The following is an 18,983-nucleotide window of genomic DNA, read 5'->3' as shown; positions in this document are numbered from 1 at the left end:
GTAAACCTTTATGTTGCGGGATAGAAAAGGAGCCGGAATTCCGGCCCTTGTTTTTAACCAGTAACAATGAAACATACCTCCAACCTGAGAATTCACCAAGTTTAAAAACATAATCATTTTGTTAGGAGGAGAGAATGGTAAATACAGTCTTTATTATTGTTTTTGGGATACCTATACTATTTCCAATTCTTTATGTAATCAAGAAAAAGGATTGGAATATAAAAACAGCTGCCTTATTTGTTGGAAGAATTCTATTAAGTATTGTCTATTTTATAAATGGAATGGTGTTAGGTAGAACCTTCCCTATGAAACAAAATGACTTATTCTCTTGATAAGTCATTTTTAATTATTAGTACGGTTATTAATAATTTTCATTGACCTCTTGGCTTCATTTCTTATAACCAATTGACTATCGTTTTGTTCTATTTCCATAAGAGTTTTAATGACATTGATATCGTTAAAACCTTCAAATGCTCTGACCAATTTCCATAGGATAATGTTATCATTGAAATTGTTCCCTAAACACAGAATAAGTGCATCAATAATTTGAGTATTAGAATGTATTTTGTTATAGAAACAAATGAAACCTATTGCATCAATAGCTTCCCTAATTGCAGGAATGCTATTTGTCTTTATTACATCCATTAAAACTGGTATAATCTCTTCTTTCATATGAGCTAAAAAGGTTGTAGCGATATTTTGACTCATCCATATACATAAAGCGACTAAATCTTTTGTTTGGTATTTACTGGTTCGTTGTACGAAACCAACATCTCTAGCAAGATCCCGTAAGGTATTTGGAGATAAAAAACTTTGAATCTCTTGAGCAAATAGTTGTAATTCATCAGATACAGAAATAGACATACAAAAACGCCATCCTTTCCTATGATTCTACAAATAGAATAGCGTATTTTTTTCATTTTAGAGGAGATTTTGTTGAATTAGCTTGATAGTGATTGGTGGTACCCCTTATAGGATAATAGAAGTTTGCATTTTTAATTTTTTCACACTCTATTAACAAGGCAGTTATAGCATCCTGGTTTAGCGTTAAGAATGTGAATATATTCTACTTCTTTATTATCAAAAATTCCATCTATATTTTCTCTTACATTTACACCTTCTGTAACCCTTGCTTCTACAATCATTGAGTCAGCATTGTAGCCGCGTACAGATAGATACCTATGATGTAACATATGCGGAATTTCATTTACATCTAGCTTAGCAGTAGTTGCTCCCTTTCGTATAAATATAGGACCACTTGCTTTATAAGGCGAATTAACACTATGATATTGGTAATTCAGTAAAATTACCTCTTCTCCTACCTCTGCATCCTTCAAACTTATTCTGCAAGGATATCCAGGATTTTTATTTGCTATTATTTTGACTGCCCCGATACTTTTTAATACTTCTTCATTCATTAGAAATAGGTTATTAAACTCCTTCTCTTGCAACGCAACGATTTGAAAGTTATTTCTCATATTCTACCCCTCCTTAATTAGTTGTTATAAAGCATTTCACTAATGATGCTACCACTAAAGTTCATAAAACTTGTTCAATAATCTTGCCCGTTTGTTGAGGATTGAATTAAAAAGCTTACAATTCTATAACAGAGAAAAATGGCTTATTATTGTTCAATACAAAATTGTTTACTTTTAATCAATCAGTAATGATTTATCGAAAAATACGATGAGTACAAAGCACTCTTGTTAATTCATGCTATCTTTTGTTAAAGAACGTGAATTCAGTCAAGTTCTTGGTTTACGGTATTTCCACTATGAAAAGCACGGAATTGACTCGGTGAAAATCCTGTATTTCTTTTAAATGCATTATAAAAGCTAGATACACTTTGATAGCCTGTTTGATAACCAATCTCTGTACTATTAAAGACCGTTGTCAAGAGAAGTTCCTTTGCTTTCTTAACTCTGATCCTTTCTAAATATATTCGAGGAGTATACCCTGTTCTTTCTTTGAAAATCCGATTTAAATGAAAACGACTAACTCCTACCCTTGATGCAATTTCATTTAAAGACATGTTTTGAACATAATTATTTTTTATCAATCGCATAGTATCTTCCAAAACGCATTCGAACGGATCGTATATTTTTATATTTAGATCTGATCGGCATCTTTTGCATGGGCGATAGCCTGCCCTTTGAGCTTCTTGCGCATTTGAAAAAAAGGATACATTTTCATAATTAGGAACCTTAGACTTGCAAGAAGGCCGACAGAAAATTCTAGTTGTCTTGACTGCGTAAAAGAATATCCCGTCATACGCTGAATCACATGTTACTGTTGCTTTCCACATGGTATCTCTGGAAAGGTTATTTTGATCCTTCATTAGATTTTAATCCTCCCTTGTAGGCGAAAATCTTATTACTCAAAATCATATAAATCGTATATATAGCCACGACAATTAACGGAACAAATATATACAATTGAAAAAATGGAATCACCAGCAAACATAAAATGAAAGAGATTAACGATGCCCACCATGCCGGTGTGTTCTTCCTAAATAATTTAACGCCTGCTGCCATTGAAAGAACATAAACTAGAATCCCAAGAGAAGTCGGTATAAACAAAATATCATCAAACGTTAGTGACAAAGCTTTTGTCACTAACACACCTGCTACCGAAAAACAGATAACAAACAATACCATCTGTCTTGGAATTTGAGTAGTTGCATGCAGCCTTGAGAAAAATTTTGGGAAAGCACCATCTCTGCTTAATGAATATCCTAATTGCATTAGGCTGGCTACAAAAGCATTCGCTGTCCCTGTACAAATAATTAAAGCTAAAACAGCTGTAACGACTTTGGCACCTCCGCCTACTGTATCTCCCATTATAACACCAATAGGAGACAGGTTGCTTTCTTGACTGCCATACGTGGCCGTTCCAATAGTGACAAGGCTTAGCGCTAAAAATAATAATCCAATGACAACTGCACTAATAACTGCTCCTTTGACAATATCTTTTTCTGGCCTTTTAAAATGCTCAGCCAGATTACAAATCGCCTCCCAACCGAAAAATGACCAAAAGATAACCGTTATAGCGTTCCCGACAGAAAACCATCCATTTGGAACAAAGGGATTAAAATTTCCCCATTGTATTCTTGGAAACGCCACAAATACAGCTGACGCTAAAAGAATCAGTAATAAAGAACTTAAAATCAATGCAACTTTACCACTAACATTTACGCCGTAATAATTGGAAACACCTGCAATTACCAAAATAAAGACGGCAATTAAAATTGTTTCAAAATGCGAAAATCCAAATGCCTGACTGACGTAAAAAGCACCAGTTAAAGATACAATCGTTTGACCAACTGCTGCTGTTACAAAGTAAAACCACCCAACGATATTGCCAAGATGATATCCAAAAGAATTTCTAACAAAGGTTGCTGCTCCACCGGAATCAGGAAATATCCGTGCCAAACTAGCAAAGGAATAAGCAAGCGGAAAACTAATTATAATAACGATAAACCAGGATACAATAGATGCAGGGCCCGCTATTGAGGCCGTTACCCCTGATAAAAATAGGACACCTGATCCTAAAATAGCTGAAATGTATAACGCAATTCCTTAAAATAATCCAATGGCTTTATTTTTCATGATCTCCCTCCTTTTATAGGATTTAGTGTACTAGTAAAGGGTGGGGAATTCTTCTTGTTTTTTGCGGTTTAATTCGTTTAATAAAACAATCAAAAGCATTTTTATTATATTTCTTCTTCAACAATCTGGCCCGATTGTTGAAGAAAGTAGCCTGTTCCAATAAAGAACTTTATTGTTCAGTAAACAACTTGTCATGAAACCATAAAACGAACCGAAATTTTTCTTAAGGGTAGAAAATTCGGCTCGCTTTATGTTGGGATTTGCTTAGCGTATATTTTCGTTAAAACGTGGGCGGGATCCCATTGCTATTAAACTAAGAATTTAAGTGTAATATCATTTAAGGGAATACTTAAGATACAAATAAAATATCTTTTCCAAGTGATACTGTTTTATTAAAGTCTACCCCGAGTTGTAACTAGTTCAATGCGACTGTAAATTCTGAGTTCGGTGCGCCAGCAAATACAACCGTTCCGTTCTCTGGTAGTTTCACTTTGTTATTATTACTAACAACGCTAAAATTGACGCATACTCCATTCTCATCATACACCGCGAATGAACTTCCTGATGGCAACTCCACATTCATTGTTTTCCCTGCTGCCTCTTGCGGAATCGTAAACCATTTCGCATGCCCATTTTTTTGCAGTGTAACTTTCGATAATTGACCTGCATCAAGGGATTTTACGTTAGATTCACTGACGTATAAAAAGCTGGACATCTCCATATATTCAGTACCATCCTCTGTATAGAAATGGGCTTCCTTTGTATCCCGCCCATTCATCACGGGAATTTGAATTTGATGCGTCGCCGTATTCGGACCTGTAATTTTTTTGCCGTCCCAATAGCCATCTTTGAGCGTAATTTGTGTGTTAAGAGGTATTTGTTGTCCTAGATAATTTATAGAATTAAATTTTTCGTTAACGAGGTAGAACTTGCCGCCCTCGCGCTTCGCCCATGCAGCAGCTGTTTTCTTCGGTAACACATTGTTTTCTAATTTCTGGGCTAAATAGTGAGTCAGCACATTTTGCCCCAATCCCGGCGATAATTCATATGCGCTCTCTCTCAAATAAACTTTTCCATTCTTCTCTGTGACGAAGTTAAGCTTGGAAGTGCCCTTCTCATTTATAAAGCTTCCATCCGCCGTATATACATATTTTTCTTCTGGTTTAGTTGGTAAAAACAGTTCTCCCTTCTTCGTAATTTCTATTTTGAAATGGTTATAGCTATTTCCATAAAATCCTGCTTTTTTTACCACGTCTTGAGGCACTTTAGCCTTGACGGGCTTGCCGAAGGATTTATCTGGTTTTATATCCTTAATTGTCCCTTTCTCTTTAAGCCTAGCTAGCAGTAATTTATTTGCCAACAGTTGATTTGTCATGCTGGAGCCGCCGGAGGACAATACAGCTGCTGCCATCTTCTGTTCTGGAAGTACGACCAATGTAGCATGTTGCAGCATCGTATCCCCACCCTTAGTCAACGCTTTTATCCCATATTCACTGAATGGGTATAGTTTCACACTATCCCAGCCAAGACCATAGTTGAACACATTTCCGCTATCTCCCGGCCACATTCCTTTTTTATATTCTTCTTGTTCCATCGTCTTGACTGCTTTATTAGAGAGGATTTCTTTTCCCTGTCCCATAAATATTTGTGAGAATCGCACCACATCTTCTGCAGTAGAAGAGATTCCTCCCGTACCAATCACATTTACCATTTCACTTGGAAGCTGTCCCTGGTATGTCGGAGAATACTGTCCAGCCCGCTTTTCATCTTCCCATTTATCTTGCGATGTTATCGTATGATTCAGTTTTAATGGCTCAGTAAACTTTTGATGTAGAAATTCAGTAAAACTCATACCGCTGACTCTTTCTACCAAGATCTCAGCCAGCGTAAAACCGTCATTACAGTATACTGAGAACGCGCCAGGGTCTGCCTTCAAGTTTTGGTTGGACAATTGTTGCAACAAGATATCATGGGCATAAACATCATTATCTTTAAATAAAAATGCATTATTAAGCGTCGAACCTTGCAAACCTGAGGAGTGATTCAACAGCATACGCGGTGTAATACGTTTATATCGTTCATCTTTCATTTTGAACTCAGGAATATAGCGGGTAACAGAAGCATCCAAATCAACTTTTCCTTCGTCTACTAATTTCATAACAGCCGCAGCTGTATATACTTTACTGGTTGAACCAATTCCGTATAGAGTATCTTTGGTTAATGCCTCTTTCCCCTCTATGTCATTCTTGCCTGTCTGTCCTGACAAAATAAGTTTACCATTATCAATCAGCGCATACTGTACACTAGTCGTCTCATAGGACTTCGTGAGCAGTGCAGCGTTCTCTGCAGCAATCTTCTCCAAATCTTTGCTAGCAACTTCTTGGCTAGATACAACCGGAGTCTTACTGCTAGAAGACGCTATCGCTCCTGTTGGTAGGCTCATCGTTAGAGCTAAGGTAGCGGCTAACACTCCAGATAATTTATTTTCCATAAGAAAAATTCCTCCTTAGATAAATGATCGGTTTCATCTTTTATTTGCTCAATTACAAACATCACATAAACTACTATTCTGGCTTTATCTCTACTGTCGTAACAAACGGTAAAACCTCTCTTTTTCACATGTATGTTAGTACCATAAATGATTTTTTTATTTAGAATGTGCCTATTACTAGTTTGGTTTTCGTATAAATAAACCCTATTTATCCTCCCTCTTTTGTGCTTCTCTATATTTGTATCCTACATAATAAAAATTTCTTTTTTCTTATGCATTTCTTACAATTTCCTTACGTTCAAATCACTTCTGTAATTAGATAGGTTTTATTTTAAATTCTTCAGGATAATAAATGCTTATATAATCTCACGTTATGCATCATTGATTACTGATAATGCTGCTTTATGTAAATCATACAGACAGATGGAAGTATATAGCTCTTCTTTTATGGTACACTTCAATAAAAGGGGGACGAATTTTGAAAAAGTGGATTAAAATCACATCAAGCTTAGTTATTGCTATAGCAGTTGGTATTTTTACTGGTTACAAAGTCGGTACATATGCAGGTTCAGACGTTAAGGAAAAGCAGACTGAAAGAATTAAAGGGGAAGATGTAATACTTGACCTCAATTCTGATCGTCATATAATCAATGCAATGCACAAAATGACTCATCAAAAAGTCTTATCTCACGAAAAACAAGGATTTATTAAAATGACTCCAGAAAACATCGAAACAGTACGTCGAGTAATTGATGAAAGTAATAGTGGAACCTTACAACATAAAGAACAGTACCTCAAGATTTTGGTTCGTTGGTATGAAGGCGATTTCTCTCAATCGGTTGAGGAGCATAATTTACTATGGGAATGGGACAATAACAGCACTGGTAAAGCATACGAATTAGCGACACCGGAACAAGAAGAAGCATACATTCTAGAACAAGCGAAGTCTGAAAAACAATAACAAAAACGGACCTGTTATCAGGTCTTTTCTTGCATTTTCTCTGTTATACCCCTTTAAAAACTACTTAAGTCATCTACCCTTCGTTACCTCTGGTTACTAATTAACAGTTATGTTCATAAATTTGTAACATGTATAGACAGGTATATATGTTATAATCAAATTACAAATAAATTTGCATTTCCTGTGCCCCTTACCTCCCAGTAAGGGGCGTACCCTTTTATAAATAATTATTTTAATACAACTTTTCCCACGTGACTTTCACAAATGTAAGAACTCTCATATATTAGACTTCATACATCCTTCTCCAAGGAACAATATACCGATACACAAATCCCTATTTATATAGGGATTTTTTGTACGAGTCCCTCACCATCAATGTAAGAAATAAAAAAAGAAGGGGATTATCCCCCTCCTTTTATGCTTGCCTGACTTTCGGATTTATTTCGTATACCCACGATTCAGTTCCGTTAACTTTTCATTGATGTTAAAAATTCTTACTCTAATATCTTTAACACCAGCTGCTTCAAGTCTGTTCTTGTGCATTTCAGCGTATTTTTCAGCATCTTGTTTTTCTTCAAATACATAGATGCCTCCAGCTTCTTTTGTTTCTTGATTCTCAGTCCATATTTTCCAATGGAATCCTTCTTCTTCGTTAATACTTTTTGCTAAATCCCAAAATCCTTTTTCCATTTCTTCACCAAAAGGACCTTCAAACGGAAAATCAACTTGTAATAAATATGCCATCTTCACTCACTCCTATTTTTAATATAAAATTCATCAGGAATTCCTTTTTATAAAAATTCTTCCCATTCTTTTACTAATTATGATTCAAATGATGGTAATGTCTAAATTCATATCGCTATTATTATTCAAGCACTACTTTGAGAATCCCCCTATTTGTAAAATAATCACAAAACGTTAGTAACTTGAACGTATAAAGTTTAATAGTTTTCAGTTATGTTTAAAAAATATGATACAAACTTATCCCTAAACTAAGGACGAACAAAACAAGTGCAGGTATTGCTTTCTTAAAAGGATCTCTCGCTAATACAATAAGGGTTAATGCAGCTGCAAGCATCGTACCGCCTAACAACAATCCTGCCAATAAAGCTGCCATTGGAACCCAAATTCCTATTAACATTCCAATTGCTCCTACAATCTCAAAAGCTCCAGTTAAGAAATTAAAAAACGAAGGTAAACCAAATCGCTTAAATTCATCTGCCATTTTCCCAGATATAATTTTCGTTCCTGTCATTAAAAAGAACAGAAACAACACTACTTTTACAATATTGATGAAAATTAAAATAGTCATCACACCTTTCTTATTATTTGATAAAAATCAGTATTGTTCGGATAGTAGTCACTACCTTTACCCTATTTCCTGAGATTGCCCTTATGGAAATGGCTTCAATTCACATTACCCTTTTCCATATGAAAGGGATAATAATTACATGCTATAGCATATATAATACGAAAAATTTGACTGGTACTAGAAAAAAAGTGATCTGAATTAAATATTATACAAAATAAAGCTATCTCTACCATTCCCCGAAACACAATATATGCTATAGCATATATAAGATATAAAACAGAGGTTGTTCCTTATAAATAGCATGGCATCAATAAGGAACAAGTATTAATAGCGTGTATCATACAATTTGTTTAATAATGATTGTAATACTTTAATTTCTTCCTCGCTCAAATTACTCGTAACGAAATGGTGAGCGTCTGTCACTACAGGCAAAATTGTTTTCTTTAACTCGTCGCCTTTTTCAGTTAAAAACAGATTGTGTGAACGCCGATCTTGCTCATTCAAAGCCTTCTTTACAATCCCTTTTCTCTCCATTGACTGTATCATTCTTACGACAGTAGTTTGATCTTTATCAATCGCTTCTGCTAACTCTTTTTGAGTAGTGGCTCTTTGGCTACAAAGAACACTAATAATCCCCCACTGCTCTGGCGTAACGCCAAAAGGCTTTAATTTCTTCGTAAAATAATTCGTCATTTTCACATCAGTACGATGAACAAGATAGCCTATTAAATCATGTAAGTTCATGTATCACCTCTATAAATTAATATATAAAAGAGTATAGCATACCAGTCAATTATTCACAGTGAATGTATTCATTTTATTAATTATATGCTATGGCATATATATTATAGCAGGTCATTTTAATTGTCAAATGAATTACCTATTATTTTTCTACAGTATCAATCCAGCTTATTAAAAATAAGTAAATCCCGTATTTAATAAACATACGGGATTGTTATAAATGAGTTATTCACTTATTCGAAAGACGTTCATTCGTTACATATTACTTATTTAATTAAGAAACATTCATATACCAGCCCAAACATCTTTTCCATATCGTCCTTCATCTTGCACTCGGTCCAACCAATTCCTTGCTTCTTGTTCACTGACTTCATGAATTTCTTGATATGCTTGACAAAGGGTGTCTTCTACGTCAGGAGCCATTTTACTTCCATCACCACATATATAAAGATGGGCCCCATTATCTAATAACGAAATTAAATGAATTCTATCTTCTTTTATTACATGCTGTACATATGTTTTAGGGTGTCCTTCTAAGCGAGAAAAAGCTGTGTGTAAAGAGATTAATCCCTCTCTTTCATCATTTTCTAGTTCTGTACGATAGAGATAATCCTTTTCAGGATGACGACAACCAAAGTATAGATGCGCTTCTCCTACCTTCATACCTTTTTGCTTTTGAACGCGACGCGCTTGTAAGAATCCACGGAATGGTGCAATTCCAGTACCTGGTCCAACCATGATAATTGGTGTTTCTGGATTTTCAGGTAATTGAAAGTTTGATTGTGGCGTTCGAATGAAACAGATAATCTCATCTTTATTATGACGCTGAGCTAAATAGTTAGAAGCGACTCCTTCATATGTCCCTTCCCCACTCCATGCAGGCGCATTTACAACGCCAACCGTAATGCTTAGACGATCCTGGGCAACGAGTGGAGAACTTGAGATAGAATAGTAACGCGGTTTGAGCGCCGGAAGAAGTTCTAAAAAGCGTTCAAATCGGATTTCACAAGCCTCATACTTTTCAAGAAGATCTAACATTGAAATACGTTTCTTTAATATTTGTTCTTGATAAACTCCCTCTTCCAATAATGATTCCAATTCCTTTTTATGAGGAGGGCATACTGTGAATGTCACCATTTCTCGTATTTGTGCTCGAGTAGCTGCTTCTTGCACTTCGACACTATAACTAAGAAGGTCATATAAACGAACAGGACTGTCTAAAGGTATGTGATTTACACTGCGCCCACTTGCGCTTAAAATGACTTGATCCTTCCCGTTTAATCCAAAGCGTTTTAAAATTCGGTTGACATTTTTCTCGCTATTAATTGGTAGTACCCCAAGGTGGTCTCCTTCTTTATATGTAGCGCCTTCTGGCAATGATATCTCAATATGTCGCGTGCTTCTTTCACTGCTAGATGATTGAAGTTCACGATTTTCTAATATAGATGCATAAACTGCTTCATATGTTCGCGCAAGAGGAGATCCTCCAAGACGGCTGACAAATTGCAGGCTCAAAGTACTGCGTTCTTTCTCCATGTTTTTGTTAAGTTCCAATCCAAATGCCTTCATCGCATCAGACCACATACTTTGTTTCCATTGCTCGAGCTGTTCCTCGAAATCACCACTTGCATCTGCTTCTCCGCGTTTAGAAAATCTTGTTGCTCCTTTTTGAGCCATTTGCTCATCAATGTATCTTGGAATTCGCTGATAAGTACTAGCCCAATTATGATCTCCACAACCAAAAACTGCGTATTGAACACCTTTTAGCTCATCTGGTTTTAATTCCTCCAACCATTGCACAAACTGTCCTGCATTACTTGGCGGTTTTCCATTATAAGAAGAAGTTACAATAAGAACCGCTCCTTCTTTCGGCAAACTTCCAATTCGATCGTTAAGAGCTGCCACTTCCGTTTGAACACCTTCTAAACTAGCTGTATCTGCTAGTTCTCTTGCAATACCTTCTGCTACCCCTGTATCCGAGCCATACAGAACAAGAAGTGAAAGATTATCGGCTCCAATAATGGAAGGAGTCTTCTGAACTTGCTGCTTGGTTTCATGGTTTTTCAGTTTCTCCTCTGTAGGCGCAAGAACAGTATTATGGCTAATAGTTTCATTTCGAGGTACAATCCTAATTTTAAAATCACCAGGCTTTAGCGTTAATGTTTGTTTTACGTCCAGCTGATAGTCTTCATAATCGATGAATTCAAAATGTTGAAGAAGCATTCCCATTACGAGTGTGGCTTCATGAAGTGCAAACTGCATACCGATACATGCTCTCTGGCCATTTCCAAATGGCTTATAAGCATGATGAGGAACCTTATCCAGCTCTTCAAATCGTTCAGGTTGGAATTCTTCCACATTGTCTCCCCACGCATCTTTATCCCTATGTAGCTGTGGAATAAGAACAGAGATACGATCTTCGCCTTTCTTAATTGGGTATTTCCCACCAATTACTGTATCTTCTTTTGCATAGAGACTGAATGCTGGAGCAGTCGGCCATAGACGTAGTGATTCATTTAAAATCATCCGTATATACTTAAGCTTCATAACTTGTTGGTATGTTGGAGTGGGATCTGTCAAAACACGGTCTACTTCTTCATAGGCTTTTTTCAATTTATCCGGATTCTTTAATAAAAAATAGATTGCAAAAGATAACAATCCACTTGTTGTCTCATGCCCAGCTATTAAGAAGGTAATAATTTGGAAACGAATATTTTCATCATCTAATTTTTCACCCGTTTCCGGATCCTGCACATGTAACATACGGGAAAGCAAATCATTTTCTTCCTGATTCCCGCTACTTTTACGTTCAGCAATAATATTATCTACTAAAGAAAACATAGATTGGATATCATGCTGAAATTGACGTTTCGTTCTCCACATGAGTTTATCTTCTATATCCAGCCGCTGCAATTGGTGCATCGCCTCATCTAGAGCACGGGTCATGCTAGTGATAAAAGGATGAGAGGTCTCACGATAAAAGCTATTAAATCGGTAATTAAAACCACATAGACCAATTGTATCTAATGTAAGGCGAGTCATATCCCCTGGGACATCTACGTTTTCATTCGGATTCAGTCTTGCCCATTTTTGAACGAGTTGCACGGCAATATCGACCATCATAGCATGATAATCTTTCATTGCCCGTTGACTGAATGTAGGCATCAAAATATTATGAGCTTTTTTCCAGTTAGGCTCGTCAGTCTCGCTTGTAAATAGTCCGTCTCCAGCAAAAGCACGAACCTTTGCTAAAGCACCCTCTATACTTTTATCAAATCTTGTTTCATCACAAACTTCCGCTACCAGTTCATGTCCAGAAACGACAATGATCGTATCACTTAAAGTTTGAATTTGAAAAATAGGACCATACTCTTCCGCTATCTTGATAAAGGATAGGGTCGGTTTATCTTTGTCGATTAATGGGAGATTCCCCAGCGGTCCATATGTTTTCGGCTGAGGAATGGCAGATACTTTTTTATCCATTACAAACACCCTTTCAAAAAGCATGAAATAAAGTGAAACTTTAATCAGCCCTCACCAATCGGGCGAGCAGTTGCTCCCCCACCTAACTTCTTTGCTTCCGCTGATTTTTGAGGTGGGGGTCTTACTGCCCAGCAAATAGCGAGATAAAATATCCCAGTCAATAAAAAGAACATAGTAATGAATCGCCTGGGATAAAGATATGTAATTGATTACCTTATTTTATCTTTTCCCTAACTATTCACGATTATGATATTACTTATAAGGTTGGTAATCTAAGTCGGTTGTTGCTATTAGATTTATAACTTGCAAAAAAATACGAAATTAAAATGAAGCGTATTAGTATAATGTTTATCAGAAATTGAAAACTAAAGATTGTAGTATTTGGAAAGCCAATAGTTTCTAATGAAAAAGGATCTGATATGAAGATCAGATCCTTTTTTCACTATGTGTAATTATTTCACTGTTTCTTTCAGTTCTTTTCCCGTTTTAACTATCAGCTTCTTAGTAGCAAAACAACTTGTAGAAATCATCATCTCGATTTTTATTTTGCTCTATCGATTTAACCTCTCGACAGCTTCCGCGCTTGTATCTACACGTTTAACGAAAAAAACTAATAGTAGCGCAACAACATTCATGCCAAGCGCTACATAGAATGAATGCTGAATTCCGGATAACAAAGCCTTCTGCGTTACCATTGCCTTCGTAGCTTCTGTGAAGGTTGTTGGATCTACATGAGCCATTAAACTTTCAGCTTTTGTTTTTGTTACAGAATTCATAATCGTAACAAGAATAGCAGTACCAATCGAACCAGACACTTGTTGAGCTGTATTATTAACAGCTGTACCGTGCGGATTTAAGCGAGTTGGCAATTGATTAAGGCCATTTGTCATAAGTGGCATCATCACCATCGCCATCCCAAACATCCGCAATGTGTAAATAAGAATAATATGTGTGTGACTAGAGTCGAGTTGTAGGTTTGCTAGCATATAAGTTGAAACGGCTGTAATGGAAAGTCCTACTATACCAAGAATACGAGGGCCATATTTATCAAATAGTTTACCTGTAATTGGTGACATAATCCCCATTATTACCGCCCCTGGAAGCATCATCAGCCCAGAGCTCAGCGGTGAAATACCGCGAACGTTTTGTACATAAGCTGGTGTTAAAATCATACCCGAAAACATGGCCACTGCGTTGACAATTGCTATTACAGACGCAAGCGCAAACATTGGGTACTTATAAACACGTAAATCCAATAACGGTTCATTCATTTTTAATTGACGGATAATGAAAGCGATTAGGGCAATAGCGCCTATGGTTAAGGTTGTTACGACAACTTTATTCGTCCAACCATCGGAGCTTGCAGAACTGAACCCATATAATAAACCGCCAAAACCGATAGAAGATAATAGTAATGAAAGATAATCAAGTTTTGCATTTTTGTTTTGTCTCATGACATTCTCAGATTTCCAAATCCCTAACAGTAAGCTTATGATTGCTAACGGTAAAATCATTTCAAAAAGCAAACGCCAGTCATAATACTCTACAATATAACCTGATAGTGTCGGTCCAATTGCTGGAGCTGTAATCATAACTAACCCAAAAATCCCCATTGCTGTTCCCCTTTTTTCTCTCGGAAAGCTTACTAGCATAATATTCATTAACAAAGGTCCCATCACTGAAGAACCTGCTGCTTGAACCATCCGACCAGTAAGTAATAAACCGAAGTTCGGTGCTACAGCCGCTAAAGCCGTACCAAGAGTAAAAATCAACATAGATGTAATAAATAAGCTCCTATTGGAGAAGCGTGTTATTAAAAATGCTGATGCCGGAATTAATATACCACTTACAAGCATATACCCTGTAGAAAGCCACTGAATCGTTGAATAATCTTTAATATCTAAATCCTTCATTATTGATGGCAAGGCCACATTCAAAAGCGAGTTATTTAGAAATGAAACAAATGCCCCAATAAAAAGGATTACAAGCATTACATATGGTGGTTTTCTTTTATGTAACGTTTCACTCATAGATTGATTTACCCCTTCATTATCAATTCCATTGATTAATTTAACTCGTTTGCATATTTGCACGAGAATTTATTACCCTTGCAGTATTTTGCCAAACTCTTCGAATAGATATTCTCTTTTTAGCAATTCTACTTACCCAGCTTAAAATTTTGAATGAATATGTAAACACGTTTGTTAACCGAAATTAAATTAGGCTAAAATAAACAAAAAGAGCCAATGAAAATACCCTTCTAAAATAAAGCGAAACTTTAATCCATGTTTTTTTACTGACAGCCCACACACCCATTCCTTTAAATACAGGCTTGGAAATCTAGTTATGTAACCATCCATCAAAAGGAATATTACATAGGCTAAGTCTAACATTACATTTTTAAAGTAAGGGGAATAAGCTTATGCACCAATATCGGTATTTGAATTCAAAAGGAAATGAGGAGCATTATAATTACCAAATTTCAATGTCATCATTATATGTACAGCCCCAAATAACTAAAGCTGATGGAATGAATGATTTGAAAATTCCTGAGAATTGGAGTTGTCGCTTCTATCCAGTTGGTTCGGATTCACCAGCCAATTATACAGCTTTCAATCCTCAGTCCCCTCCCTTCTCTTTGGATCAGCCAATCCATTATGCAGGGATGATGCCCCAAGGTCATCCCGCTAATTGGCCTCCATTCCCAGGCCATGCAGGTAATTTTCAAAAACCTCCCTTACCCTGGGCTCAACCATTCAACCATACAGGGATGTTCGCACAAGGTCATCTTGCCGCCTTACTCTCACCGCCAGCTAAGGCTTTTAAATTTAATAGCAATAACTGGGGTATTTTCGGAAACTCTCCAGGATGGGGTGGACAGATAAGTCCCATGGGATGGGGGAATAACGGAGGTTACGGTCAGCCAGGAATGCTTGGAAACTTACTTACAGTAGGAAAAGGCACTATGAATGGAATTGGAATGCTTAGTAGTCTAATGGGTATGGGGAAGTTCTTCTTTTAGTGGATTAGAACGAGAGGATAGGTCCATAGCCCAGACTTAAAAACCAGTTCCTTTTCTCCATTGATTTCATCTTCTTAAACATGCTTCTAATACTCCCTCCAAGTTCGTTTCCTCGTCTTTCAAATTATAAAAACATCTATTTTGTATCTGATAAATCAATAGAGGTGTAGTAGCACCAACAAAATGCAAAACCCGGTTCCTTTACGAAAGAACCGGGTTTTTTAATTTTAATTTATTTGAAAAGTAGTCAAATCTTTTTTTCATTATTTAACACTTTGAACACGGCCAATTTTTCCATCTTGTAATCGAACTTTAATGCCGTATGTATGTGTTTCACTATGTGTCAAAATGTCTTTCACAACGCCACTTACAGTTTTACTATAGTCATTATCCAATTGAATAACTACATGTGAACCAACTGAAATTTGTGATCTTGTTGGTTTCCCACCTGTTGCTTGTGTCGGTTTTTCTTGTTTTTGTGTTCTCTCCTGTTGTGTAGATTGCTGTTGCTGATCTTTCTTCTCTTCTTGCTTGCGTTTTTCTTCAGCTACTCTTTGTTGCTCTTCTTGCTTACGTTTTTCTTCTTCTACTCTTTGCTGCTCTTCTTGTTTACGTTTCTCTTCTTCTGCTCTTTGTTGCTCTTCTTGTTTACGTTTTTCTTCTTCTGCTTTTTGTTGCTCTTCTTGTTTACGTTTTTCTTCTTCTACTCTTTGCTGCTCTTCTTGTTTACGTTTCTCTTCTTCTGCTTTTTGTTGCTCTTCTTGTTTACGTTTTTCTTCTTCTACTTCTTTGTCTTCATCCACTTTTTGCTCATTTGGCGCGCCCTTTAACTTTTCTTCATTACCTTTACAAGCACTTAAAGCAATTACACATAAACTCATAAGTGCAAATAATAACAATTTCTTTGACATTTAAAAATCCTCCTATATACACATTACAAATCAATAACTTTCATAGTATAGCAAAAGTATATGTATTCCTTTGTCAAAATTTGTCGTATGCATTTAATTCCCCGTAAAATACTAGGTATTACAATTAGAAGAAGGATATTTGTTAATGTATATCAAATATTAAACAATATAAATAGAGCCATTCATGCAAAGGGAAACATCATAAAAATTTATAAAGACAAAGGTGAGATTATTGAACATTTCAGTTCTTGGTTGTGGGCGTTGGGGTACTTTTATAGCTTGGTATGCTAACAAAATTGGTCATAATGTCATGTTATGTGGCAGAGAAAACTCAAGAAATTATAATAAATTAAGTGAAACTAGAAAAAATGATTATCTTACGCTCTCAGAAGATATTGAGCTAAGTAATTCTCTACATAAAGCAATTTCATTTGCGGAGATTATTATTATATCGATTAGTGCACAAGAATTACGTTCGTTTGCTAGTCAATTAAACTTAATTAATGAAATACAAGGAAAAACCTTCATCTTATGTATGAAAGGACTTGAAGCAACAAGCGGAAAGAGACTTTCTCAAGTATTTAGTGAAACCATTGAAAAAAATGTCAATTTAGCTGTTTGGGTAGGACCTGGACATGTACAGGATTTTGTAAATGACATTCCGAATTGTATGGTGATTGGATCTGAGAATATTAGTATCACTAAGGAAATTGTGCAGGAATTTAATAGTGATTTAATACGGTTTTACTACGGACAAGATTTGATTGGCAATGAAATAGGAGCTGCTACAAAAAATGTTATGGGCATTGCCGCAGGAATGTTAGATGGATTGAATTACAGCAGTTTGAAAGGTTCACTCATGGCTAGAGGGACAAGAGAACTTTCACGTTTGGTTACAGCTATGGGAGGAAATGATTTAACGATATACGGATTGAGCCATCTAGGAGATTATGAGGCCACATTATTTTCATTACATAGTCATAACCGAAAATTCGGAGAAGCGTTTGTCTCAGGTCAAAAATTCGAAAAGTTGGCAGAAGGAGTTTCAACAGTAAAAGCATTGAAAGAACTATCTAAACAATACGATGTTGAGCTTCCAATTAGTAACGCTTTATATGAGATTTTATTTGAAAATAAAGATGCAAAAAATACATTAGAAGAACTTTTTTTAAGACCTGTTAAATTTGAATTTTAAGGATACCTCCCCCAACTCTTTCTGTTGAAAGATAAGTAACATATAATCAATTAAAACAATGTAACAACCCACATTAACAACAAAAACATCAAAAGAAGGCATTCCATATATGGAACGCCTTCTTTCACTTTATAAAACCTTTCAATAATATGAAATATTCTAATTAACCAAATCACTCATTTAACGAAAGAAATAAGTTAATTACATAACGCTCTTCTAACTTTCTTTGCGAAGCTTAGCGGATCATCAACGTCTTCAATATTAACGTAAATTAAATTTGGATCATCACATAACCACTCATTGTGTATAGACGAAACAATTACTCCTTGTTTAATAATTGTAGCAACGAATCCATTGACTTCTTTTTGTAAGAGTGCTACCCGTCCTAGACATAATGCCCGTCCAGTTTTTTGATCTCTTGATTCGAATGAGAAGGAACTTGTTACCCTAAAACGTTTCCCTAAAATTGTTGCTTTTATTTCATCCCGATTTATCGTTACCACGCATTTTCCACCGGCAAATCCTTCTTACCCACCAATAATTCTTGCAAACTGTTGACAACTTAATTCACCATTACACTCCATACCTTTCATCATCCCCCCCTTTTACTGTTAGGTTATGAATGAATACAAAAGTCTGAAACGGTAATGAATCTATTCTATTACAAAAAAGATTATCAGAACCTAATGAAGTCTATTATATGGTAAGACATTTTTAGAAAGCATAAAAAATACACCCTAAGGTGCCATCCTGCGACTCGAGAATCCTATCTATGTATGGGGAGCTCTTATGGTATTAAGAATCTCCGTTATATTACTTTCTAATCAGTCTCGTTAAAGCCATCCCAAGAAATCCAACACCCATTCCTATGAGCCATCCAGTTTGGGCATTACCTAACATAGATCCCACTCCTCCGCCCAGAAACATGCAGCCAACGAATACTAATCCTCCAATTCCCCAATTCGGCCGTTCCATCATTCATTCACATCCTTTCAGTAAAATATATGCTATTAGCTACCTCAACTTTCTTACATAGGATATGTTAATTATTTCGCTAGAGATAGTATCGTTATTGGGCTTGGATTTAGGAACTTTTAGTAAATTCAAAAAAAGATAATTAACCGATAACATGCAAAAAGCCCCTTCAAAATTGAAGTGCACCCCAATTGTTAGACACAGTCTAACAATTGGAGGTGCATTTTTTATGGCTAAATTTTCTTCAACAGAAAAAATTCAAGCAGTGAAACGATATTTAGATG

15 protein-coding genes and 2 pseudogenes are annotated in these 18,983 nt (G+C 36.0%); 4 read left to right on the top strand and 13 right to left on the bottom strand.

All coding sequences use genetic code 11. From position 1 onward, the window contains the following. The first annotated feature begins 134 nt into the window (after positions 1-134). The gene (locus MR147_RS04255; RefSeq protein WP_002003075.1) at positions 135-332 is read left to right on the top strand and encodes a hypothetical protein; all 198 of its coding nucleotides are present in this window, start codon (positions 135-137) and stop codon (positions 330-332) included. A gap of 337 nt (positions 333-669) precedes the next feature. Here MR147_RS04255 and MR147_RS04250 read toward each other — a convergent pair. The 5 genes and pseudogenes from MR147_RS04250 to MR147_RS04230 form a co-directional block, all read right to left on the bottom strand. Next, positions 670-864: pseudogene (locus MR147_RS04250) on the bottom strand (IS4 family transposase); the annotation flags it as partial. A gap of 140 nt (positions 865-1,004) precedes the next feature. Beyond that, positions 1,005-1,478, bottom strand: coding sequence for a DUF1203 domain-containing protein (locus tag MR147_RS04245; RefSeq protein ID WP_001245415.1), 474 nt, complete (start codon positions 1,476-1,478; stop codon positions 1,005-1,007). A gap of 263 nt (positions 1,479-1,741) precedes the next feature. Then, positions 1,742-2,338 carry a bifunctional transcriptional activator/DNA repair enzyme AdaA gene (locus MR147_RS04240; protein WP_000654824.1) on the bottom strand — a complete coding sequence of 199 codons (597 nt, stop codon included), beginning with the start codon at positions 2,336-2,338 and terminating at the stop codon, positions 1,742-1,744. Further along, positions 2,322-3,575 carry an APC family permease gene (locus MR147_RS04235; RefSeq protein WP_242303899.1) on the bottom strand — a complete coding sequence of 418 codons (1,254 nt, stop codon included), beginning with the start codon at positions 3,573-3,575 and terminating at the stop codon, positions 2,322-2,324. Before MR147_RS04235 ends, MR147_RS04240 begins: the two co-directional genes overlap by 17 nt. Positions 3,576-4,023: 448 nt before the next feature. Next, positions 4,024-6,099: a serine hydrolase domain-containing protein gene (locus MR147_RS04230; RefSeq protein WP_242303674.1), complete on the bottom strand. Its 2,076-nt coding sequence runs from the start codon at positions 6,097-6,099 to the stop codon at positions 4,024-4,026. A 478-nt stretch (positions 6,100-6,577) separates the two neighbouring features. Here MR147_RS04230 and MR147_RS04225 point away from each other — a divergent pair, with 478 nt between their 5' ends. Beyond that, a complete protein-coding gene (locus MR147_RS04225; protein WP_000758844.1) occupies positions 6,578-7,060 on the top strand; it encodes a PRK06770 family protein in 483 nt (160 codons plus the stop codon). A 438-nt stretch (positions 7,061-7,498) separates the two neighbouring features. Here the strand turns inward: MR147_RS04225 and MR147_RS04220 are convergent, their stop codons facing one another. From MR147_RS04220 to MR147_RS04200, 5 genes are all read right to left on the bottom strand, one after another. Continuing rightward, positions 7,499-7,804: a monooxygenase gene (locus MR147_RS04220; RefSeq protein WP_000323761.1), complete on the bottom strand. Its 306-nt coding sequence runs from the start codon at positions 7,802-7,804 to the stop codon at positions 7,499-7,501. Positions 7,805-8,021: 217 nt separating this feature from the next. Further along, positions 8,022-8,372 (bottom strand): DoxX family protein, encoded by a 351-nt coding sequence (locus MR147_RS04215; protein WP_000153831.1) that lies wholly within the window; start codon positions 8,370-8,372, stop codon positions 8,022-8,024. Positions 8,373-8,696: 324 nt separating this feature from the next. Beyond that, positions 8,697-9,116 (bottom strand): MarR family winged helix-turn-helix transcriptional regulator, encoded by a 420-nt coding sequence (locus MR147_RS04210; protein WP_001048553.1) that lies wholly within the window; start codon positions 9,114-9,116, stop codon positions 8,697-8,699. A 282-nt stretch (positions 9,117-9,398) separates the two neighbouring features. Further along, entirely contained in the window at positions 9,399-12,596 is a 3,198-nt protein-coding gene (gene cypD, locus MR147_RS04205; RefSeq protein ID WP_242303673.1) for a bifunctional P-450/NADPH--P450 reductase, read from the bottom strand. Between the two features lie 551 nt (positions 12,597-13,147). After that, complete coding sequence (locus tag MR147_RS04200; protein WP_074610647.1) at positions 13,148-14,626, bottom strand: DHA2 family efflux MFS transporter permease subunit; 1,479 nt, start codon at positions 14,624-14,626, stop codon at positions 13,148-13,150. A 392-nt stretch (positions 14,627-15,018) separates the two neighbouring features. Between MR147_RS04200 and MR147_RS04195 the strand changes: the two genes are divergently transcribed. Beyond that, complete coding sequence (locus tag MR147_RS04195) at positions 15,019-15,618, top strand: hypothetical protein (protein ID WP_242303672.1); 600 nt, start codon at positions 15,019-15,021, stop codon at positions 15,616-15,618. A gap of 263 nt (positions 15,619-15,881) precedes the next feature. On the opposite strand, the gene MR147_RS04190 is transcribed toward MR147_RS04195, so the two are convergent. After that, a complete protein-coding gene (locus MR147_RS04190; protein ID WP_242303671.1) occupies positions 15,882-16,529 on the bottom strand; it encodes a YwbE family protein in 648 nt (215 codons plus the stop codon). A gap of 223 nt (positions 16,530-16,752) precedes the next feature. Between MR147_RS04190 and MR147_RS04185 the strand changes: the two genes are divergently transcribed. Continuing rightward, positions 16,753-17,724 carry an NAD(P)H-dependent glycerol-3-phosphate dehydrogenase gene (locus MR147_RS04185; protein WP_242303670.1) on the top strand — a complete coding sequence of 324 codons (972 nt, stop codon included), beginning with the start codon at positions 16,753-16,755 and terminating at the stop codon, positions 17,722-17,724. 197 nt (positions 17,725-17,921) lie between these two features. On the opposite strand, the pseudogene MR147_RS04180 reads toward MR147_RS04185, so the two are convergent. Next, positions 17,922-18,308, bottom strand: a pseudogene (locus tag MR147_RS04180) (DUF1259 domain-containing protein). A gap of 229 nt (positions 18,309-18,537) precedes the next feature. Continuing rightward, the gene (locus MR147_RS04175) at positions 18,538-18,702 is read right to left on the bottom strand and encodes a hypothetical protein (RefSeq protein WP_001968687.1); all 165 of its coding nucleotides are present in this window, start codon (positions 18,700-18,702) and stop codon (positions 18,538-18,540) included. Positions 18,703-18,983 lie beyond the last annotated feature (281 nt).

Source organism: Bacillus cereus group sp. BfR-BA-01350 (genome assembly GCF_022663775.1).
GTDB lineage: Bacteria > Bacillota > Bacilli > Bacillales > Bacillaceae_G > Bacillus_A > Bacillus_A paranthracis.
This window is presented reverse-complemented; position numbering and strand designations above follow the sequence as displayed.